General features: G+C 72.8%; 19 protein-coding genes. 7 read left to right on the top strand and 12 right to left on the bottom strand.

Going from position 1 to position 20,057, the window contains the following annotated elements:
• Positions 1-313 precede the first annotated feature (313 nt).
• From WME98_RS20870 to WME98_RS20860, 3 genes are all read left to right on the top strand, one after another.
• Positions 314-1,447, top strand: a complete 1,134-nt coding sequence (locus WME98_RS20870) for a hypothetical protein (protein ID WP_437952863.1) — start codon at positions 314-316, stop codon at positions 1,445-1,447.
• Positions 1,448-1,641: 194 nt separating this feature from the next.
• Entirely contained in the window at positions 1,642-1,965 is a 324-nt protein-coding gene (locus WME98_RS20865; protein WP_437316683.1) for a YtxH domain-containing protein, read from the top strand.
• Positions 1,966-2,156: 191 nt separating this feature from the next.
• On the top strand, positions 2,157-2,675 hold the full coding sequence (locus tag WME98_RS20860) for a hypothetical protein (RefSeq protein ID WP_437316682.1): 519 nt from the start codon (positions 2,157-2,159) through the stop codon (positions 2,673-2,675).
• A gap of 166 nt (positions 2,676-2,841) precedes the next feature.
• On the opposite strand, the gene WME98_RS20855 is transcribed toward WME98_RS20860, so the two are convergent.
• The 3 genes from WME98_RS20855 to WME98_RS20845 form a co-directional block, all read right to left on the bottom strand.
• Positions 2,842-3,153: a hypothetical protein gene (locus WME98_RS20855; RefSeq protein ID WP_061626827.1), complete on the bottom strand. Its 312-nt coding sequence runs from the start codon at positions 3,151-3,153 to the stop codon at positions 2,842-2,844.
• Positions 3,154-3,670: 517 nt separating this feature from the next.
• The gene (locus WME98_RS20850; protein ID WP_437952862.1) at positions 3,671-4,384 is read right to left on the bottom strand and encodes an HAD family hydrolase; all 714 of its coding nucleotides are present in this window, start codon (positions 4,382-4,384) and stop codon (positions 3,671-3,673) included.
• Between the two features lie 2 nt (positions 4,385-4,386).
• Complete coding sequence (locus WME98_RS20845) at positions 4,387-6,165, bottom strand: AMP-dependent synthetase/ligase (protein WP_437952861.1); 1,779 nt, start codon at positions 6,163-6,165, stop codon at positions 4,387-4,389.
• Between the two features lie 364 nt (positions 6,166-6,529).
• On the opposite strand from WME98_RS20845, the gene WME98_RS20840 reads away from it, so the two are divergent.
• Positions 6,530-8,563 carry a serine/threonine protein kinase gene (locus WME98_RS20840; protein ID WP_437952860.1) on the top strand — a complete coding sequence of 678 codons (2,034 nt, stop codon included), beginning with the start codon at positions 6,530-6,532 and terminating at the stop codon, positions 8,561-8,563.
• A gap of 15 nt (positions 8,564-8,578) precedes the next feature.
• On the opposite strand, the gene WME98_RS20835 is transcribed toward WME98_RS20840, so the two are convergent.
• The 4 genes from WME98_RS20835 to WME98_RS20820 form a co-directional block, all read right to left on the bottom strand.
• Positions 8,579-9,274 carry a hypothetical protein gene (locus WME98_RS20835; RefSeq protein ID WP_061621967.1) on the bottom strand — a complete coding sequence of 232 codons (696 nt, stop codon included), beginning with the start codon at positions 9,272-9,274 and terminating at the stop codon, positions 8,579-8,581.
• Positions 9,275-9,401: 127 nt separating this feature from the next.
• Entirely contained in the window at positions 9,402-9,761 is a 360-nt protein-coding gene (locus WME98_RS20830) for a YXWGXW repeat-containing protein (protein WP_437952859.1), read from the bottom strand.
• Positions 9,758-10,723 (bottom strand): prepilin peptidase, encoded by a 966-nt coding sequence (locus tag WME98_RS20825; RefSeq protein ID WP_061621969.1) that lies wholly within the window; start codon positions 10,721-10,723, stop codon positions 9,758-9,760. Before WME98_RS20825 ends, WME98_RS20830 begins: the two co-directional genes overlap by 4 nt.
• A gap of 7 nt (positions 10,724-10,730) precedes the next feature.
• A complete protein-coding gene (locus WME98_RS20820; protein ID WP_437952858.1) occupies positions 10,731-10,994 on the bottom strand; it encodes a hypothetical protein in 264 nt (87 codons plus the stop codon).
• An 87-nt stretch (positions 10,995-11,081) separates the two neighbouring features.
• Between WME98_RS20820 and WME98_RS20815 the strand changes: the two genes are divergently transcribed.
• Positions 11,082-12,380 carry a formylglycine-generating enzyme family protein gene (locus WME98_RS20815; protein ID WP_437952857.1) on the top strand — a complete coding sequence of 433 codons (1,299 nt, stop codon included), beginning with the start codon at positions 11,082-11,084 and terminating at the stop codon, positions 12,378-12,380.
• Positions 12,381-12,422: 42 nt separating this feature from the next.
• Here the strand turns inward: WME98_RS20815 and WME98_RS20810 are convergent, their stop codons facing one another.
• From WME98_RS20810 to WME98_RS20790, 5 genes are all read right to left on the bottom strand, one after another.
• Entirely contained in the window at positions 12,423-12,908 is a 486-nt protein-coding gene (locus WME98_RS20810; protein ID WP_437952856.1) for a YbjN domain-containing protein, read from the bottom strand.
• Between the two features lie 55 nt (positions 12,909-12,963).
• Positions 12,964-14,160, bottom strand: a complete 1,197-nt coding sequence (locus WME98_RS20805) for a hypothetical protein (RefSeq protein WP_437952855.1) — start codon at positions 14,158-14,160, stop codon at positions 12,964-12,966.
• Positions 14,157-15,248, bottom strand: a complete 1,092-nt coding sequence (locus WME98_RS20800) for an alpha/beta fold hydrolase (RefSeq protein WP_437952854.1) — start codon at positions 15,246-15,248, stop codon at positions 14,157-14,159. Before WME98_RS20800 ends, WME98_RS20805 begins: the two co-directional genes overlap by 4 nt.
• A 42-nt stretch (positions 15,249-15,290) precedes the next feature.
• Complete coding sequence (locus WME98_RS20795; protein ID WP_012241296.1) at positions 15,291-15,521, bottom strand: TIGR04563 family protein; 231 nt, start codon at positions 15,519-15,521, stop codon at positions 15,291-15,293.
• A gap of 134 nt (positions 15,522-15,655) precedes the next feature.
• Positions 15,656-17,638 carry an aconitase family protein gene (locus tag WME98_RS20790; RefSeq protein WP_437952853.1) on the bottom strand — a complete coding sequence of 661 codons (1,983 nt, stop codon included), beginning with the start codon at positions 17,636-17,638 and terminating at the stop codon, positions 15,656-15,658.
• Positions 17,639-17,882: 244 nt separating this feature from the next.
• Here WME98_RS20790 and WME98_RS20785 point away from each other — a divergent pair, with 244 nt between their 5' ends.
• Positions 17,883-19,232, top strand: coding sequence for a protoporphyrinogen/coproporphyrinogen oxidase (locus WME98_RS20785; protein ID WP_437952852.1), 1,350 nt, complete (start codon positions 17,883-17,885; stop codon positions 19,230-19,232).
• A complete protein-coding gene (locus WME98_RS20780) occupies positions 19,229-19,972 on the top strand; it encodes a glycosyltransferase family 2 protein (RefSeq protein ID WP_020741795.1) in 744 nt (247 codons plus the stop codon). The genes WME98_RS20785 and WME98_RS20780 overlap by 4 nt, the downstream gene beginning before the upstream one ends.
• Positions 19,973-20,057 lie beyond the last annotated feature (85 nt).

Raw genomic sequence — 20,057 nt, 5'->3', positions numbered from 1 at the left:
GCCGCCGCGAGCCGGCCGCCGAGCGCCGGCCGCGCGAGCTCCCCGCCGCGTCCACCCGCCGCGTCCACCCGCCGCGAGCCAGCCTCCCCAGCCTCCGCCGGGCGCGGCGCATCCGCCGCGAACCGTCGCGCGCTCGGGCCACATCCCGACGTGAACGCGGCTTCACGGCGCGCGCGCGGGCCGCCGAAATGCGCCGCGTCTCGCTGGGCTTGTTCGGGGCATGTCGCTTGCTACGCTCGTCCGGTCGCGACCGTCACGCGCGAGGGCGCCGCCCCTCGACGCCGGGCGGCCGAATGCCTTCGGGAGACGGTGAATGAAGCGACTTACTCTGCTGGGTCTCGCGAGCGTGCTGGCGCCCCTCCTCGCGGGTTGCCCCATCTACGATGACGCCGACAGCCACTTCTGTGATGCAGAGGACTGCGGGCCCGGCATCCCGAGCTCGGACGGCTGTGACGAGCCGGCCGACTGCGGGATCAACGAGACCTGCGGCGAGGACAACGAATGCCACGTCGGCGACTGCACCGCCTGGGGGTGTAGCGACGGCTTCGAGTGCGTCGTCGACGACGATCACACCGCCTCGTGCGTCGCGACCGGCTCCACCGGGCAGGGCGGCGGCGGCGGCGGCGGCGGCGGCGGCAGCGACGCGGTGTACTGCGGCAACCCCGACGACTGCGCCGAGGGCGAGACCTGCGCGCCGGACGGCACCTGCCAGCCGGGCAGCTGCGATCAGGTCCTCCCGAGCGGCGAGCCCCTCGGGTGCGTCCACGGCTATGTCTGCGAGGGCGCCGGCGACGACGCGACCTGCGTCCCGGCGACCCCGGCCGCGTGCGGCGCCGACGCCGACTGCGCCAGCCTCGGCGCCGACTACCTCTGCGTGAGCGGCATCTGCACCGCGCCTCAGGACCAGTGCTTCGACCAGACCCAGTGTCCGGTCAACGACAAGTGCGTCGAGGGCAAATGCACGCCCGCCTGCAGCGAGGACGCGGACTGCCCCAGCAGCTACCGCTGCGACACAACGCTCGGCATCTGCTCCCAGCCTGCGCAGCCCTGCGTCATCACCGACGACTGCGGCGGCCCCTCTGCCGTCTGCGTCGACGGCGCCTGCGTTCCGAGGAGCGACGGCGAAGACTGCCCCGAGGGCGACGTCTGGGTCGAGAACGGCTGCATCCCGAATCAGTCGAGCAACTTCGTGTGCGGCGAGGATGGGGCGCAGGACGTCTGCGCGCCGGGGTCGATCTGCCTGCACCACAGCTGCTACATCTCGTGCGGCCCGTCGAACCCGAACGCCTGCGCCAACCAGTCGCCCTCGCTGAGCGAGTGCAGGACCGTGACGACGTTCTCCGGCGTGCATCAGGTGTGCGGGTCGAGCGACAACCTCGGCGGCGAGTGCGACCCCGAGACGTCCTGCGCCGACGGCGGGATCTGCGTCGACGGCTTCTGCCGCTGACGCCGCGGCGCTCCCCCGCGTCACCCTCCCTCTCGGGCAGGGCGCCCGCGCGCCCTGCTCCCTTCGTGCGCAATATGCCCTTGGCATGCGCGCTGCCTCACGTCCCGCCGGTCACCGTTCCAACCAACGTGAATCCACGCTGAGGGATGCGCGATGTTCGCGCCCCGCACGCTGCGTGAACCGACGGAGCCACAATGAAGGCAACCGATCTCGTCAGTTACATGGCCGACATGTTCCCCTACAGGAGAAGGAGCTCACTCGACTGGATCGTCCCCGTCTCGGTCGGGCTCGGCCTCGGCGTCGCGGTGGGCGTCGGGGTCGGCGTCCTGGTCGCGCCGACGTCGGGCGACGAGGCGCGCCGCCGGCTGCGCGACAGCACCGGCCGGCTGCGCGAGCGCGCGGAGAAGGTCAAGGATCGCGCCCTGGGCGCCGCGCGGCGGGCCCAGGAAGAGATCCAGGAGAGCACCAGCGCGCCCACCGCGGAGCGCTCGTTCGTCAACGACCTCGGCGTCCGCTGAGCGAGCCCCCAGAGCAGGGCGCGAAGGCGCCGCACCGTCCCAGCGCGGTGCGGCGCCTTCCATCATTTCCCGAGCGCTTTCCGGCGGCCGAGCGACATCTGCGCAGCCGGAGCGGCACAAGCGATGCTTTTCCGAGAGCAGATGGATTGAGCGAGACACCTCGCGAAGCGCGTCACAGGGGTCCTCGTCGAATGATGTATTACCGGACGCTCACTGCATTCTTCCCAGGCCGCACGGAAGCCGCGGGCGCGCTTGGCCGCCTCCTCGCCCTGGGCGTCGCGGCCGAGGACATCAGCATGGTGCCCAAGCAGCACTCCCGTCTGGACGAGCTCGAGCTGACGATCCACAGCAAGGCGTCCGAAGGGGCCGCCTTGGGCGCTGTGATCGGAGGGCTCGTCGGGGGCGCGCTCGCCGCGATGACGGCCGGAGGCGCGCTGATCATCCCGAGGCTCGACGCGTTCCTGGCGGGGCCCATCGTCGCGTGCCTCGCTGGAGCGGGCGCCGCCGGCGCGGCCGGCACCCTGCTCGGCGCCGTGCTCGGCGCGCGCTTGCCCGAGTACGAGGCGCGCCGGCTCGACGAGGCCAGCGGCGCCGGCGGCGGCGCGGTGCTCTCGGTCCGATGTCTGCCCGACGTGTCCCGCACCGTCGAAGAGGTGCTGAGCGAGAGCGGCGGTCGACGCATCCGCAAGACGTACAGCCGCAGGGCCTGAAGGGGCTCGCCCGGCGCAGCGCGACGGCGCGAGGTGGGGCAGCGCGCTTCCCGGGGGGCAGCGCGCATCGGGGGGACGGAGGGTGGGGCCGCGCGCTCCGCGCACGGCGGCGGACGCGCATCCCGCACACCGGCGGCGCAGGGCGCGCTCGCGCGGGCGCGGGGGATCAGGGCGACGAGCCGAGCTGGCCCTGGGACCGCGCCTGCTCGTCGACGAAGGCACCGATCGCCTGGGCAAAGGTGCTCTTGACGTAGCTCCGGGTCGCGAGGGACCCGAGCTTGCTGAGCACGCGCGGCGTCAGGCCCCCGCCGAGCAGGAACCCGAGCCCAGCCGCCGCAGCGAGCGCGACGTGCGGGTTTTCCCGCGCGAACGCCGAGACCGCCCGCGTGACCTCGGTTGCATCGAGCCGGCCGAGCGCGTCGTTCGCCTTGTCTCGCGCTTCGCGCTCCTGTGTCGCCTCGACCTCGCCTTCCGTCATGGTGACCTCCTCAACCCAGCCGTGTAACGACCCGTCCGATCAGGTATCCCACCGCAGCCACCGCGCACAGCGTGGCCACGGGGCGCTCTTGCACGAGCGAGACAAGCCGCTCGTCCGCGCGGCGAACCTCGCTGAGGACGCGAGGGACGACGGCGGGAACGTCCGCTTGCCGCACTCCGCTCCCGGGCTCTTGTTCGAAGCTTGCATCCTTGACGACCATCGTGAGCCGGCTCCAGCAATGCCCGAACCATCCGGAAGACGTGCATCGGGTGCACGATCCGGAGACCGCCGCGCCGGCGCGGGGCAGCAGGGCGAGCAGATCCAGGAGCGGAGCGCGCGGGACGCGCGCGGGGCGGCGGCGCCTCCCGGGACGTTCGTGCTCACCGAAAGGAGAGCGCCAGGGGAGCGCCGCCCGCGGTGGCCTCGCGCGCCGGCCGCGCCCTCGCGGGCCACCGCCCTCCAGGCGACGGGCGCCGCGCGCGCGGCGCCCGCGCCGACCGCGACGGCGGCGGGCCGCCTAGAACCGCACGCCGAACGCCCGGAGCGCGCGGCGCAGCGCGTCCGCGCCGTCGCACACGGCCACGCGATCGGCGTCGGGCCGCGCTGCGGCGCCCTGCGGATCGCCCTTGAACCAGACGGCCCGCATCCCCGCCGCGAGCGCGCCGTCGACATCGGCAGCGAGCGAATCGCCCACGTGCACCACCGCGGCGAGCGGCGCGCCGAGGCGCTCGGCCGTCCACGCGAAGATCTCCCGGCCCGGCTTCTCGTACCCGAGCCGCCCCGAATCCGCGATCGCCACGAAGTGCGCTGACCAGCCGAGCTCTTCGACGAGCTCCGCGAGCCGGCCCTCCGAGTTCGACAGCACCGCGACCGGCACGCCGGCCCGCCCGAGCTCGACCACGACGTCGATCATCCCGGCGATCGGCCGGCGCCAGAGGTTCTTCCGGGGCTGCTCCGTCCAGAGCCAGTCGACCGCCGCGTCGACCGCGCCGGCCGGAACGCCGCCCGCCTCGAGCAGGCGGCCCATCATGATCTTCCACGGGTGCCCGCCGAGCCCGCGCCGGATCGCGTCGTTGTAGACGCGCCACCCCTCGTCGACCCCGCCGTCCAGCTGCTCCCGGGACACGGCGATGCCCCGCTCGGCGAGGCGGGCGGAGAGCATCCCGGTGTCGAGCTCCACCAGGGTCTGACCAAAATCGAAGGAGACGGCGGTCGCGGGCTCGTTGCGCATGATTACTCGGCGTACATCGCCTCGATCTCGCGCGCAAAGTTCTGGCTCACGCTGCGCCGCTTGATCTTCAACGTCGGCGTGAGCTCGCCGTCCTCGATGGTGAAGCCGCGCGGCAGGATCGAGAACTTCTTGATCGTCTCGACCTGCGCCAGCTCACCGTTCACCTCGTCGACGGCCCGCTGCACGGCCTCCCGGAGCTCGGGCGACGCGGGCGAGAGGTCGCCGCTCAGCCCGCGCTCGGCCGCGAAGCGCTTCACGGCGTCGGGCGCCAGCACGAGCAGGGCGGTGAGGAACTTGCGCCCATCGCCGACGACCACCGCCTCGGCGATGAGGTCGTGGCGCTTCAGCGCCTCCTCGATGTTCTTGGGGGAGACGTTCTTCCCGCCGGCCGTGATGAGGATCTCCTTCTTCCTGCCGGTGATGTGGAGGAACCCCTCCTCGTCGAACCGGCCGAGATCCCCCGTGTGCAGCCAGCCGTCGACCAGGGCCTGCGCCGTCGCCTCCGGGTCCTTGTAGTAGCCGAGGAACACGGTCGGCCCCTTCACGAGGAGCTCGCCGTCGTCGGCGATCCGCACGTCCATGCCCGGCACCACCGGGCCGACCGAGCCGAGCTTCGTCCTGCCCGGCAGGTTGTAGGTCGTCGCGCCGGTCACCTCCGACTGGCCGTAGACCTCGGTGACCAGGATGTCGAGCGACGCGAAGAACTCGAGGAGCTCCTTCGCGATGGGGGCCGCGCCGGTGCTGCAGACGTGCGCCCGGCCGAGCCCGATGGCCGCCTTCACCTTCGAGTAGACAAGCTTGTCGTAGAGGCGGTGCTGCAGCGCGAGCAGCGGCCCCGGCTGCTCGCCCTGGGCGCGGAGCTCGCTGTGCTGGAGGCCGACGCGCCGCGCCTGCTGGAGCGTGAGCTTCTGCAGGCCCTTCGCCCCGGAGAGCTTCGCGTCGATCCCGGCCCGCATCTTCTCCCAGACACGCGGGACCCCGAAGAAGGCCGTCGGCCGCACTTCCCGGAGGTTGTCCGCGAGCGCCTCCAGCGACTCGGCGAAGTACACGGCCGCGCCGACCGAGGCCGGGAGGTGGATCGTGAACATCTGCTCGGCGATGTGCGACAGCGGCAGGTAGGACAGGCCGATGTCCCAGGGCGAGAACGGGACGATGCGCGCCGCCACGTCCGCCGAGATCGTGAGGTTCTCGTGGCTCAGCATGACCCCCTTCGGCGGCCCCACCGTCCCGGAGGTGTAGAGCAGCGTCGCGAGCCCCCGCGGCTCGAGCGCGTCGAGCCGCTGCTCGAACAGCTCGTCCGGGACGCGGCTGCCCCTGGCGAGGAACTCGTCCCACGACAAGACCCGCGGATCGCCCGTCGGCGCGGCGCCTCGCATCAGCACCACCCACGCGAGCTGCGGCAGCCGATCCCACTGGTGGACGATCTTCTCGAGCTGGGCCCTGTTCTCGACCAGCACCAGCTTCGAGGCCGAGTGGTGCACGACGTGGCGCACCTCCTCGGGCGAGCACGTCGTATAGATGCCCGCGGGAGCGCCCCCGACGGCCATGCCGGCCACGTGGAGCACCACCCACTCCGGCCGGTTGAAGCCGAGGAGGCTCAGCGCGTCGCCGGGCGCGACGCCGAGCGCGATGAGCGACTTGCCGGCGCGCTGCACCTCGCTCGCGTACTCCCGGAAGCTGGTCATCCTCCAGAACCCCCCCTCCTTCACGTAGTGGGCTGGAGCCTCGGGCCGCACCTTCGCCTGACCCAGCAGGCGCCGCGGAATCGAGTCACAGGGCATCGGCCACCTCGTCACGAAACATGGTGCGCACGTCCAGGCGAGCTTCTCACGCTCTCCTCTGAGGTACAGAAAGCTCGCAGAAAGTGACGCTTCTCACAATAGCAGGAGCCGCCTCGGGTTGCCGGGGGGAGACGCCCCGCCGCGCTCGTGTGTCCAGCGGCGCCCGATGCCGGCCTCGGCGGTTCTCGAGGCTGGATGCGCGCTCCGGTGCGGGGCGCCGGGCGATGGTCCATGCTGCGGTTACGGGCTGGACGCCGGCGCGCCGTCGTGGGCGCGCCGCTCCGCGTCCGCCCGCTGCTGCGCGAGCGCTTGCGCGCGCTGCCGTCGGCTTGACTGCACGGCGTTGGATCAGGACCATTCTGCGGTGAGCGAGCACAAGGGGACGAACGACGAGGCTGACTGGGCGGTGGACTCCGCTCGCAGCAACGAGCTCGCCGCCTCGGGCCCGCCGGAGCACGTGCAGGCCGCGATCGACGCCAGGACCCTGCGCTCCCGGCAGCTGCCCGCCCCCGTGGCCTCCTCCGAGCCCCCGCCGACGATCCCCATGCGGCGCCCGGACCGCGACGCGCCGACCACCGTCGGCCCGGACGCGCCGCCGGATGTGCCGCCGTCCCCTCCCGACCGGCACGCGCGCAGCCTCGGCAAGTATCGGTTCATCGCGACGCTCGGGCGCGGGGGCATGGCGGACGTGCACCTCGCGGTCGCGGTGGGGCCGGCAGGCTTCAGCAAGCTGCAGGTCATCAAGCGCCTCCGGCCCAACATCGCCGACGAGCCCGAGTTCCGGGACATGCTGCTCGACGAGGCCCGCCTCGCCGCCCGGCTGAACCACCGCAACGTGGTGCAGACCAACGAGGTCGGCATCGCGGACGGCGAGTACTTCATCGCCATGGAGTACCTCGACGGGCAGCCGCTCAGCCGGGTGATCTCCCGCGCGCGCGAGCAGGCGCGCGCGATCCCGCTCACCGTGCGGCTGTGGATCCTCAGCGAGGTGCTGGCCGGCCTCCACTACGCCCACGAGCTCGTCGACTACGACGGCGCGCCGCTCAACGTCGTGCATCGCGACGTGAGCCCCCACAACATCTTCATCACGTACGACGGCCAGGTGAAGATCGTCGACTTCGGCATCGCGCTCGCCGCGCACCGCGTGGTCGAGACGGAGGCCGGCACGCTGAAGGGCAAGGTCGCGTACATGGCGCCCGAGCAGGCGTTCTCGCACTCGTCCCAGATCGATCGGCGCGCCGACATCTTCTCGGCCGGCGTCATCCTCTGGGAGATGCTCGCCAACCGCCGCCTCTGGCGCGGGCTGACGGATCCGCAGATCATCTCGCGCCTGATGCGGGACATCCCGGACGTGCGCTCCGCGCGCCCCGACGTGCCCGCCGATCTCGCGCGCATCTGCGCCCGAGCGCTCGCCCACGCACGCGACCGGCGCCACTCGACGGCCGCCGACCTCCGCGCGGAGCTCGATCGCTGCGCGGAGCGCCTGGGAGAGCAGGTGACGGCCGAGCAGGTCGGCGCGCTCGTGAGCGAGCTGTTCGCGAGCGAGCGCTCCGAGATCCGGGCGATCATCGATCGCCAGCTGAAGCAGCTGCAGGAGCACGGCCCCGACGCGGGGAGCGCGGAGCTCGGCGGCCGCGCGTCGAGGCTGCCTTCGCTGCCGATGCGCGAGCCGCTCGACTCGACTCCTTCCGCCGAAGAGGGGGCGATCACGGCCTCCGAGCCCTCCGCGCCCGCGCGCCCTCTCCACCGCTCGAACCCTCCGCAGGCGACGCTCCACGCCGTCGTGCGGACCGAGCCTGCCCCGGCCGCGCGGCCCGAGCCGGGGCCGCGGCGCTCGCGGCTGCCGCTCGTCGCGGCGGCCGCGGTCATCGCGTTGATCGGCGCCGCGACGCTGTACCTGAAGGTCCGCGATCCGGGTCGGCCGAGCGCCCGCGCGATCGCGCCGCCGGCCGAGAGCGCGCCGCCCGCGCCAGCGCCGCCCGCGCCCTCCTCATCGGCGGCCGAGAGCAGCCCTCCGCGGCCCGGGACCGACGCCGCGCTCCTCCGGGCGTCGTTCAAGGCGAGCCCGGCCAGCGCGAAGATCCTCGTCGACGGGGTGGAGCTCCCCTCGAACCCCTTCGACGGCAAGCTCCTCAAGGACGGCGCGGCGCACCGGATCGAGGTCTCCGCTCCAGGCCACGTCGCGCAGCGACGGATGCTGGTGTTCGACAGGGACATCGAGCTCGAGGTGACGCTCCACCAGGCGCCGAAGGGGCCCGCCGCCTCTCCCGCGATCACGGCCAGAGCGAGCGCCGCAGCGACCACCACCGCGACCGCGGCCTCCGCGACCTCTCAGCCGGCCGCGCCCCCTGCCGAGGTGGATCCGACCGTCCCGCCGCCGAAGCCCGACCCGTACTGATGCGGCCGAACGCGGTTACAGATCGCGGTAGCCCGTGGGCGGATCCACGAGCTTGGCCGCCTTCGCCACCCCGCGGAACACGTAGTCCGAGTAGCTGTAGGGGCCGTCCGACCACACGAGAAAGTCGTCCTCGAGCGCCCCGTCCGGCGCCCCCTCGCAGAGCTCCGGCGCGGCGAGCACAGGGCCTTCGTTGTAGATCGGCGCCGACGCGTTCACCTCCTCCTCGGCCTCCTCCATGGCGGCCAGCGCCCCGGCGTGCCGGTCCGCGTCGAGCTCGTCCACGGGGTACAGCTCCCAGTCGAGCAGCACGAGCTCCGGGTGCGGAGGATCGTCCGGGGCCGACGCGAAGGGGGCGTGCGTGGCCTCGGGGAGGCCCGTCCGCGCGAGCGCCTCGAGCAGGCGGTCCTGGTAGCGCAGCGCCGCCGCGTCGGGGGTCCAGAACGCCGTGAGCGCCGCGATCACCTCTTCGGTCTTCGCCTCGCGCCACAGCGACGGATCGCGCGAGCCGAGCTCGAGGCCCCGCTCCTTCCTGAGGCGCGCCTCGAAGGCCGCGGCGTGCGGCGCGAACTCCGGCAGCTCGGCGAGGGCGTGATCGACGGACCAGTGGAGCCGGTGATCGACCTCGCGCACGTAGCGGTGCTTGCCGAGAGCACGGAGGAGGCGGGCGATTTCGTCGGGTGTGCGCGCTGCGAACGACCAGGCAAGCATCATGGGGCTGGGCTCATCGATCCGTGCAGGTGACGGCGCGCCGCGCCCGCTCGCCGGCGCCGTTCAGGCGAGCGCGGGCGTCGGGCAGCTCGGCACGGGGTGACTTTCCATCGCGTGGGCGCGGCGTCGATCACTTCTTGCCGGGCACGTGCCATACCCCGGCGAACCACACCAGGGATCCGTCGGCGCGGCGCACGGTGGCGGTGGGAGCGAAATACCCGCCCGGCGGGACGGCCTCCCATCGTCCCGGCTGCCACGCCCAGCGGCGGCTCCGCCACTGCCACTCGCCGTCGATCCAGACGAGGCCCGGCTTCTCGGGCGGCGAGATGATCTCGACCCGCGCCGGCGGCGGCGGGTAGGGCACGACCACGGCGGGCTCGCTCGGCAAGTGAGGGCCCGTCGGAGGCAGCGGGAGCGAGCTGCCGCAGCCCGCGAGGGCGAGCGTCAGCGCGAGCGGGAGCGCGAGCGCGCGGCGGAGCAGGGCCTTCATCCAGCGTCGATCCATGAGAAATACGCCTCGAGGATGTCGCGCCCGACGAGCAGGCACTCCAGCGTCGCGAGCGCGAGGAACGGGCCGAAGGCGATGCGGGCCTGGCCGAACCCCTCGCCGGGCTCCTCCGCGAGCGGATCCTGCGCGAGCTCCTTCTCGGCGGCGGCGCGCTCCTCGGGGGACATCCCCGCGAGCTCGGCGCGGATCTGCTCGCGCTCGAGGCGCACCGCCTCGGGCTCCTCGATGCTCCCGCGCAGGAGCAGCAGGGCGATCGCCACGATCGAGCCCTGGACGGCGCCGGCGCCGAGCACGAACAGCGCGCCCCCCCAGCCGAACCAGGCGCCCGCCAGCATGAGGAGCTTCGCGTCGCCGAGGCCCATGCCCACGCGGCCGCCGCGGAGCCGCGGGTAGATCACGACGAACGGGAGCCAGACGACGGCGAAGCCGACCGCGGCGCCGAGGAGCGCGTCGGTGAAGCCCATCGAGCGCAGCGACGCGGTGGCGACGCCGAGCACCGCGCCGCCGATGGTAATCCCGTCGGGGATGTACATGTGCTCGAGGTCGATGAACGTCGCGGCGACGAGCCCGAGCGCGAGCGCGAGATCGGCGGTGTACGTGGCGAGCGCGTGGAGGATCGGCGTCGACCAGGGGAGCCGGAGGATGATGAGCTCGACGATGGCGAGCGACAGGACGCCGCCGACCGCCTCGACGAGGGGGTAGCGCGGCGACACGGGGGCGCCGCAGCAGCGGGCGCGGCCGCGCAGCAGGAGGTAGCTGAGGACGGGGATGTTGTCGTAGGCGCGGATCGGCGTGCCGCACGCGGGGCAGCGCGAGCCGGGGCGGACGACGCTGAGCTCGCGCGGGACGCGGTGGATGACGACGTTGAGGAAGCTCCCCCAGAGGAGGCCGAAGCAGAGCGCGAAGGCGCGCAGGAACCACGGGGGGAAGTCGGCGAGCGTCACCTTCGGCTCATATCCTCGGGCTCGCGGCGGCGAGCCGGAGCATCATCGTGAGCGCCTGCTCGAGCTCGGCGACCGTGGGCTGCACGGGGTTCTCGGAGAGCGCCGCCTTGAGATCGACGAGGCGCCCGCCGAGCTCTTGGTAGTGGCGGCGCACGCCCTCGGTCGGCGCCTCGGCGACCCACCGGCTCACGATCTCGCGCAGCTCGTCGAGGTCGCTGCCGGCGAGGAGCTGCGCCATCTGCGAGGCCATCGGATCCGGTGCGTCGCTCACGCCCTGCCCCATATCCGGCCAGCATAGCGCGGGCACTTTGACGGGCGAGGGGTCCTGCGACATAAGGCGGAGCGCTTGCGAGGAACCGTGCCGACGAGGACGCCCGCCGCTGCCCTGATCCTGCTGGTCGCCGCCGGCGTCGCCGGAGGGGCGGGCTGCGACCGCGCGGAGCAGCAGCAGCAGCAGCAGGCCGGGGAGAAGCGCGCGGACGGCGGCGCGCCGGCTGCGCCCGCGCCGTCCGGGAAGGTGCTCGAGGCGGCCGAGAACGAGTCGCCCGCCGCGAGCGCGAGGCCGCAGGCCGGCGCGGTGCCCGCGGGGCCCGCGCGCGTCGAGATCCCCGCCGGGAAGCTCGTCGCGGGCAGCACGCCCGGGGACAAGGGGCGCGATCCCGCGCTGGAGCCGGCGTTGCTCGACGTCGAGCTGGGCGGCTTCACCATCGATCGCTACCTGTACCCGAACGATCCGGCGCAGGCGCCGCTCACGGGCGTGACGCGGGCGCGCGCCGCGGAGCTCTGCGAGCAGGCCGGCGGCCGGCTGTGCACCGAGCTCGAGTGGGAGCGCGCGTGCAAGGGCCCCGAGGGGACGCCCTACGCGGGCGGCGCCGCGTGGGACCCGGCGTGCGCCAAGGCGCCGGCGTCGTGCGCGTCCGGGTTCGGCGTGCTCGGCATGGGGGCCGCGGTGCGCGAGTGGACCGCGAGCGACGTCGCGCCGATCGAGAACCTCCAGCCCAAGGCCGCCGCCGTGCGCGGGGCCACCGCGAGCGCGAGCGGCGTGGATCACCGGTGCGCGCGCCGCGCGGCGGTCGATCCGGGCGCGTCGGGCGACGACATCGGCTTCCGGTGCTGCCACGGCGCGCCGAACGCGGCGTCGATCCCGTCGCCGCAGTGGCAGCAGACGTACCGGCGCGCGGAGATCGGGCCGCAGCAGGTCGCGGAGCTGCTCGCGTCGGTGCCGCAGCTCCGCGATCTCGGCGGGGAGGTCAAGTTCTTCAAGGAGCCCGACGACGTGAACGTCGTGCTCAGCCGGGGCCGGACGCGGCTCTCGCCGAGCGGCACGCCGGCGGTCCAGCCCGAGGCGAGCCCGCCCCCGAACACGACGCTCACCACCTCGCCGCTGCTCTGGAACCCGGTGCCGGGCGAGGAGGTGCTCGTGGTGACGGGGAAGTCCGACGAGGACTCGTTCATCGTCGCGTTCCTGAAGCTCCCCGGGGACCGGTACCGGATCGCGTCGTCGCTGCTGCTGAAGGGCGACCCGGGCCCGATCGCGCTCGGCTTCAACGGTTACGTGCGGCGGCGGCTCACGTGGGCGACCTGCTGGGATTGCCGCGGAGAGTCGGGAAACATCACGTACCGGGACGACAACCGCGTGGTGATCACGCAGAAGTGATCGCGCCGGGCGCTGGCAGGGCGCCCGTCCCTCGCCGGCCGCTCAGGTGTCGGTGCCGAGCAGCGCGTGCCGGTACGCGGTGGCGTACTCGATGATGCGCTCGACCGCGTCGACGAACTCGGAGCGGTCGAGCGACTCGGTGGGCAGCTCGGCGCACAGCAGGATCTCGTTGCGATCGTCGAGGGCGAACTTGGCGGTGCGCATGTCGCGGTTGGCCTCGAGCAGGTGACGGAGCAGGCCGAGCATCTGGCCGGTGTCCTCGGCCAGGGGGGTCAGCCTCGCCCCGGCCTCGTCGCGGCCCTGCATGTCGATGGAGTCGAACACGCCGAACATCGAGAGCACGACCCAGTTCTCGGTGCACTGGACGTAGAACGGCGGGAGCTCGACGACGCCTTCCTCGCGGGGGCGGATGCGCAGGGTCGACGGCTTCGTCAGCTCGGCGCTGTAGCCGATGTCCTCCGTCCAGCGCTGCAGGGTCGCCACGTCGATCACGTTCACCGTGATCGCCCCGCTGCCGCCGGAGATCAAGATGCGCGCGCGGCGAGGCGCTCGCGCTGGGCCGAGGCGGGGCCGGGGCGCCGCGCTAGAGGCTGAGGACGGCGTCCTCTCCCCGGTCGGCGATCTTCGCCTCGATGAGGCTGAGCAGCGCCTGCCGCCGCTCCTCGAGCTCGACGAGGGCGCGCGGCGGCACCAGCTCGTCCTCGATCCCGCCGGGGCGCAGCGCCGCGGCGGCCTGCTCGGGGCCGAAGCGCGCGAGCGCGTCGCGGAGCGCCCGCGGGAACCGCGCGGCTTCCACCAGGCGATCGAGCTGCCGATCCAGCTCGTGCGCCTTCACGTGCAGCGGGAACGCGCTGGCGTTGGCTTCGAGGCTGAGGGCCCCCGCGCTCACGTCGATGACGATCTCCTTCCGGAGCCCGTTGCCGGCCAGGTAGTCGAGCGCGAGCACCTCCAGGTAATCGCGGAGGATCGAGGCGCGCTCGCCGCGCGCCGGCGATCGAGCGCGCGCCCAGCGCGCCCACACGTCGAGCTCGGGCGCGTCATCGAACCGGACCGACCGCCGCCGGGACGACACCCAGCGCGGTCCGGGCGGACCGGGAGCGGGCGCGAGGACCAGCGCGTCGACCGTCCCGTCGTTCATGACCGCGAAGCGGCGCAGCAGCTTGCGCCCGTTCGGCTCGCGGCCGATGAGCGCCGCGAGCTCGCCGATGCCGATCCGGCGCGCCGTCGCGGCGGGCACGACGTGCGCGCCGAGCGCCCTCGCCAGCCGGTAGAACGCGACCGGACGCCGGAACGCGAGCGGGGCCTTCTTCTGCGCCGGCGCGAGCTTCACCTTCACCTCGCGGGGGGCCGCTGCTTCGACGCCCGCGCCGAAGGCCAGGATCGCCTCGAATCGACCGTCGGTCGGTTTGCCCGTGAGCCGGAGCGCGCGCAGCGGAGAGCGCTGGAGCGCGCGCGCGACCAGCGCGTCCCCCGCCGCGCGCGCGACCTGCGCGTCCCCTGCCGCGCGCGCGACCTGCGCGTCCCCTGCCGCTCCAACGCGCGGCGCCGGGGACGCGGGCGGCTCGCCCGATGAGCGCGCCGGGACCCCGCCGGGCGCAAGCGCGATCTCGTTCTCCGCCAGCGCCGCGATCGCGCCGGCGGCCCCGCCGCCCTGCTCGGACGACGGCCGTGCGCACGAGGCCGCGATCAGCGCCGCCGCGACGAGCAGGCGCCGCGCCGCCGCGCCGCCGCGCCGTCGCAGCCGCCCGCGCGCTGGTCCGTCTGGTGCGCGGCGGCTCATCGGTCGTTCGACAGCCCGCGCGGATCCCCCGGCGAGGGCTCTCCTTCGGCCGAAGGCTGCGCCGACTCATCGCTGGCCGAAGGCTGCGCCGATCCATCCTCCGTCGGCAGGTGCGGCATCTCCCCGCTGGCCGACGCCTGCGAGGGCCCGACGCTCGCGCCTCTCCCGACCGGGGCTCCACCGAGGACGCGCTCGTGCAGGAACTGCTCCACGCGCTCGATGACCATCTTCTTGCGCTCCAGCGGGACGACGTGCGTGCCGCCGCTCACCATCATCAGCTCGCCGCGCGGCAGCGCCGCCGCCATCTCCTCGGCGAGGCGCGGCGGGGTGAACGTGTCGCGGTCGCCGGCGATCACGAGCGCAGGAAGATCGATCTGCGGGAGCAGATCGAGCGTCGAGTGCTCGCCGGCGCTGCGCAGCATGTGGAGGAACATCGAGAAGTCGATGTCGACCATGTGCCGCATGTACGGCAGCAGATCCGCCGGGGTGACCGCGCTCGCGTCGACCTCGCGGGCGAGCAGCGCGATCCGCAGCGCCATCGGCGCGGGCACGCGGCTCCAGATCGCCCGCGCGATGTGCGGGTACGCATCAACCTGCTCGATGAGCCGCGGCAGGAGCTGCGCGAGCACGTCCGTGCCCTTGAAATGGTGGGTGATCCTGCCGGACGAGCCGCAGATCAACACCAGCCCGCGCACCCCCTCGCGGTGGGTCCGCAGGTGCTCCAGGATGACCTGACAGCCCATCGAGTGCCCGAAGAGCACCACGGGGCCGTCGCCGATCGCCGCGCGCACCGCGACGAGATCGCTCGCGTGGTCGCGGAGCTCGACCGCCTTCGGATCGACCGGCAGGCTGCTCCGCCCGTGGCCGCGATAGTTCCAGTGGGCGACGTTGACCGTACGGGCCAGGTCGTCCCACAGGTACTTCCAGATGAAGCCGTCGCACGCGATGCCGTCACAGAGCACCGCGGTGAGGCGTTCCGAGCCCGCCCCGACCCCGCTGGCCAAGCTTCCGATGCCGCCGGGACCTTCCCGGTAGCGGACATAGATCCGCGTGCCGTCCTTCCCGGCGGCGAAGAGCTCTCGACCCATCGATCCCCGAGCGACGCGGCTTACGCGAGGCTCGCGGCGATGTTAGTCGCCGCTGTCCTCGTCGTCAGCCACGTCGTTGACACTCGGAAGCTTTTTGATGTCTATCCGCGCCAGCTTCCACGCGCGCTGCACGACCCAAGAAAGCGAGCGATCGAGCCGCGCCGCTTCCTCCTTGATTTCCTGCAGCATCGACTCCGGAAAGTAGAGGCTCTGCTTCCGCTTGTCCGTCTTCGAGGCTTCGTTGTTTTTCGCCAGCGTGTCCTTGTCGGTCATACGCTCTTGGGGCTCCTCCCGATCCGCCACAGAAGAGCACCTTAGCGTACGGCGCACTTCCGTGGAAAGCATTCGTTTTTCCATGATGCCGATTGCGGCCACTATGTGTGTAACTCCGCGATAGGCGCTCTGCGTCATGACTCCGGGAAAGCGATTTTCCCCGCGATCGCGCTGGCCGCGACGATCAGGGGACTGGCCAGGTAGACCCGGCCGGGTCCGCTTCGGCCCGGGAAGTTCCGGTTGATGGCCGAAACCGTGACCTGATCCTTGCGGTCGGATACACCGGGTCCGGCCTTGATGCACGCCCCGCAGGAGGGGTCGACGAGCTCAGCGCCCGCCTTCTCGAAGATTTCGAGGTAGCCCTTCGCCTCGGCGTAGCGGCGGATGTCCTGGGAGCCGAACTGGATGTAGAGGTGCACGCCGTCGGCGACGCGCTTGCCCTGCTCCACCGCGCGGCGCAGCACCGACGCGTACATGTCCATGTCGGCCTTCTTGCCGCCCGTGCACGAGCCGCCGTACGCGATGTCGATCTTCACCTCGCCGCCCGCGACCTCACGGAGCGACCGCAGCGGCACGCCGTTCCGCGGATCGCCGGGCGTCGCGACCATCGGCTCGATCGCCGCGAGATCGATGTCGAACGTCGCCACGTACTCCGCGCCGGCGTCCGCGCGCACGATGCGCGCGCGCACGTCCTCCGCGGCGAGCCCGCGCTGCTCGACGAGGTAGCGCACGATCTCCTCGTCGGCCTCGATGATGCCGGTGAAGCCGCCCGCCTCGACCGCCATGTTCGTGAGCGTCGCGCGCTCGTCGAGCCCCATCGCGCGGACGCCGTCGCCCGCGAACTCGAGCACCTTGCCGATGCCCTGGCCGGTCTTCCAGAACGGCTGCGAGAGCAGGAACAGCATCACGTCCTTGGCGGTGACCCCCGGCCCGAGCCGCCCGGTCAGGTTGAAGCGCGCCGACTGCGGCACCGCGACGCGGACGTCGCGCGTCAGCCACGCGTTCGCCATGTCGGTCGAGCCGACGCCGAACGCGAAGCACCCGAGCGCGCCCGCCATGCAGGTGTGCGAGTCGGTCCCGGCCACGATCTGCCCCGGCAGCGCGAGCTCCTCGATCACCTTGTTGTGACAGATGGCCTCGGAGCCCACGGTCCTGCCGTCGCGCTCGACCTCGCCGTACAGCTTGACCCCGTGCCGCTCGGTGAAGGCCTGCTGCACGGTCGCGAGCGAGGCCGCCTGCTCGCGCAGGCCGAGCTTGAGGTGCGCCTCCGGCATCACGCGATCGAGGAACGTGAGGTGATCGCGGAAGGCGAAGACGCTCTCCGGCTCGGTCACGACCGCGTCCGGCCCGAAGCCCGCCCGGAAGAGCGACTCGGCCATCGGCGTGACGTACTCGTGCGAGAAGCGCACGTCGATGCGGACGAAGAGCGCGTCGCCCGGCTTCACCGACGGGACCCCGATCTTGCCCGCCCTCGCGTCCACGATCGCGTGCGCCGCGATGATCTTCTCGCACAGGGTCATGGGCCGCGGCGGCGTGTCGAGCGTCGGCGGCGAGACCTCGCCGGCCATCCGCGCCTTGTTGTAGGCGAAGAGGCCGCCGTACTCGACGACGTCGGCGCTGATCGGGTCGAGCCCGCGCGTGAACTCGCCGATCGCGATCTCCTCGCCCCGCGCGAGCCGATCGAGGAGCGAGAGGTCGGTCGTCGTGAGCAGCCCGATGTTCTGGCAGTTCTGGCCGTAGATCTTCTCGATGCTGCGCGCGACGACGATCTGGATCCCGGCCTCGCGCTCCGAGTACGGCGCCGTCTCGCGCGAGCTGCCGCACCCCTTCGAGCGACCGCTGACGATGACGCCGAAGCCGCCGTTCTTGATGGCGTCGCGCTCGACGAGCCCGCCGCGCAGCCCCACCAGGCAGTACCGGGCGAGCGTCTCGTCGTAGTAGTAACAGACCCAGCCCGGCGTGAGCTCGTCGGTCGAGATGTTGTCGATCAGCGCGTGCTGCGCGGGATCGAAGCGAAGCTCGCCGCCCGCCAGCTGCTGCTTCAAGAGCTCCGGGTCCTCGGTCAGGTAGAGGGTCCTCCCGGTGACTTGGACCGACTTCCGGCGGGGGATGGGCATCTTCGACCTCGGATACCTCGGACGCCGCGGAGCGCCGGGCGCGCGCGACGGGACCTAGACACACTTAGTCGCTCTGGGCGGAGGCGCCAACGGCGCTCTTCGCCGGCGCGCGCGGAGCTCGGGCCGCCTCACGCCGAGGGCAGGAAATCCAGCATGGGCGAGCGCCCCGGCCGGGCACCGCGCCTTGACCGCGCACCGGGGAGGTGGTGTCTTCGCGGCCGCGGCCGCGGCCGGGCCGCGAGCGATGACCCGACCCACGATTTCCAGCGTTCCCGTCGCGATCCTCGGCGCCGGCCTGACGGGCATGGCGGCCGCGTACCACCTCGGGCGAGCGGGCGTGCCGCACCGGCTGTTCGAGCGCCTGCCGCGCCCGGGCGGCCACGCGATCACGCTCGAGGACGACGGCTTCCGCTTCGATCGGACAGGGCATCTCCTCCACCTGCGCGACCCGGCGACCCGCGCGCTCGCGCTCGGCTGGCTGGGCCCCGATCCCCTCGAGATCGAGCGGCGCTCGATGATCTGGTCGAACGGCACGTACACCCGCTATCCGTTCCAGGCGAACACCTTCGGCCTGCCGCCCGCCGTCGCCTACGAGTGCCTCCGCGGCTTCATCGAGGCGCACTTCGCCAAGGACCGGCCCGAGCCCAAGAATTTCGAGGAGTTCTGCCTGGCGCATTTCGGCGAGGGGATCAGCCGCCACTTCATGATCCCCTACAACAGCCGCCTTTGGGGGGTGCACCCGAGCGAGATCACCGCCGACTGGTGCTCCCGCTTCGTCCCGCTGCCGAAGCTCGAGGACGTGCTCGCCGGAGCGGTCGGGCTGAACGACCGCGAGCTCGGCTACAACGCGAAGTTCCTCTATCCGCGGCTCGGCATCGGCCAGCTGACGCACGGGCTCGCGCGGGCGCTCGCCGAGCAGCGGCCGCGGGACGCGGGCGCCCCGGCGATCGAGCTCGGCCGCGCGCCCGCGGCGATCGACTGGCGCGCGCGCGAGCTCGTGTTCGACGACGAGATCGTCCGGTACGACGTGCTGATCTCGTCCGCGCCGCTGCCTGCCCTCGTGAGGCTCCTCGCGGACGCGCCTCGGTCCGTCGCCGAGGCGGCCTCCCGGCTGCGCTGCACGCACCTCCACTACCTCGACGTGGCGCTCGACACCCCGTGCGGGAAGCCGCTGCACTGGGTCTACGTCCCGGAGGCGAAGTACCCGTTCTACCGCGTGGGCTGCTACTCGAACTTCTCCCCCGCCATGGCCCCGCCGGGCAAGGCCTGCCTCTACGTCGAGCTCGCCGATCGCGCCGAGCCCGACCTCGCGGCGCTGCTCCCCCGCGTCGCGGAGGGCCTCGTCGAGATGGGCCTCATCCCCGCCCCGAGCGCCGTCCGCTTCGCCCGGCTGCGCCGCATCGATCACGCGTACGTCGTGTTCGATCACAGCTACTTCGGGTCGCTGGAGGCCGTGCGGCCGTTCCTCGAGGGCCAGCGCATCCTCTCGTGCGGGCGGTACGGCGGCTGGAACTACTCCTCGATGGAGGACGCGCTCCACTTCGGGCGCGACGCGGCGCTCCGCGCGCAGGCCCTCCTCGGAGGTGCGCCGTGAGCGCCGCCGAGCCTGGCCGCGGGGACGCGGGCGAAGCGCCGGAGATCTCCATCGTCATCCCCGTTTACAACGAGGAGGCGATCCTCCACGCCGCCGTCGTGGACCTGCGCGAGCGGCTGCTGCCGCTCGGGTGGCGCTGGGAGCTCGTGCTCGCCGAGAACGGCTCGCGCGACGGGACGCTCGCCATCGCCGGCGAGCTCGAGCGCAAGTACGCGGAAGTGCGGCACTTCTCGATCGGCGAGCCGAACTACGGCGCCGCGCTCCGCGCGGGCATCGAGCGGGCGCGCGGGCGCTTCGTCCTCTGCGACGAGATCGACCTGTGCGACGTGGACTTCCAGCGCCGCGCGATCGCGATGCTGCGGGCGGGCGGCGTCGACATGGTGATCGGCTCGAAGCTCATCCAGGGGGCGCGCGACGATCGCCCGTGGGCGCGGCACGCGGCGAGCCAGATGTACAACGGGCTCCTCCGCGCCACGCTCGGCTTCCGCGGGACGGACACGCACGGGCTCAAGGCGTTCCTGCGCGAGCCGCTCCTCGGGATCGTGCGCGAGTGCGTCGTGGACAAGGACGTCTTCGCCAGCGAGCTCGTCATCCGCGCCTACCGGGCGGGCCTGCGGATCGAGGAGATCCCCGTCCGCGTGCTGGAGAAGCGGCGCCCCTCGATCAACCTCACGCGCCGCGTCCCGAACGTGCTCCGCAACCTCGCGAAGCTGACCTGGGCGATCCGGGTCCGCGGCTGACGGCCGGCCTCGGACGGGCGGCCTCGGCCAGCATCTGCAGCGCCGCGCGCGAGGCTGGGCCCGCTCGTGGAAAAGTTCTGGCATG

It is taken from the genome of Sorangium sp. So ce296 (assembly GCF_051529605.1).
In the GTDB taxonomy this organism is placed as follows: domain Bacteria; phylum Myxococcota_A; class Polyangia; order Polyangiales; family Polyangiaceae; genus Sorangium; species Sorangium cellulosum_D.
This window is presented reverse-complemented; position numbering and strand designations above follow the sequence as displayed.

Excerpts from the sequence above, each read along its gene's own strand:
- WME98_RS20870 (WP_437952863.1), top strand. The coding sequence starts at position 314 with ATGAAGCGACTTACTCTGCTGGGTCTCGCGAGCGTGCTGGCGCCCCTC.
- WME98_RS20865 (WP_437316683.1), top strand. The coding sequence starts at position 1,642 with ATGAAGGCAACCGATCTCGTCAGTTACATGGCCGACATGTTCCCCTAC.
- WME98_RS20860 (WP_437316682.1), top strand. The coding sequence starts at position 2,157 with ATGATGTATTACCGGACGCTCACTGCATTCTTCCCAGGCCGCACGGAA.
- WME98_RS20855 (WP_061626827.1), bottom strand. The coding sequence starts at position 3,153 with ATGACGGAAGGCGAGGTCGAGGCGACACAGGAGCGCGAAGCGCGAGAC.
- WME98_RS20850 (WP_437952862.1), bottom strand. The coding sequence starts at position 4,384 with ATGCGCAACGAGCCCGCGACCGCCGTCTCCTTCGATTTTGGTCAGACC.
- WME98_RS20845 (WP_437952861.1), bottom strand. The coding sequence starts at position 6,165 with ATGCCCTGTGACTCGATTCCGCGGCGCCTGCTGGGTCAGGCGAAGGTG.
- WME98_RS20835 (WP_061621967.1), bottom strand. The coding sequence starts at position 9,274 with ATGATGCTTGCCTGGTCGTTCGCAGCGCGCACACCCGACGAAATCGCC.
- WME98_RS20830 (WP_437952859.1), bottom strand. The coding sequence starts at position 9,761 with ATGAAGGCCCTGCTCCGCCGCGCGCTCGCGCTCCCGCTCGCGCTGACG.
- WME98_RS20805 (WP_437952855.1), bottom strand. The coding sequence starts at position 14,160 with ATGAGCCGCCGCGCACCAGACGGACCAGCGCGCGGGCGGCTGCGACGG.
- WME98_RS20800 (WP_437952854.1), bottom strand. The coding sequence starts at position 15,248 with ATGGGTCGAGAGCTCTTCGCCGCCGGGAAGGACGGCACGCGGATCTAT.
- WME98_RS20795 (WP_012241296.1), bottom strand. The coding sequence starts at position 15,521 with ATGACCGACAAGGACACGCTGGCGAAAAACAACGAAGCCTCGAAGACG.
- WME98_RS20790 (WP_437952853.1), bottom strand. The coding sequence starts at position 17,638 with ATGCCCATCCCCCGCCGGAAGTCGGTCCAAGTCACCGGGAGGACCCTC.
- WME98_RS20785 (WP_437952852.1), top strand. The coding sequence starts at position 17,883 with ATGACCCGACCCACGATTTCCAGCGTTCCCGTCGCGATCCTCGGCGCC.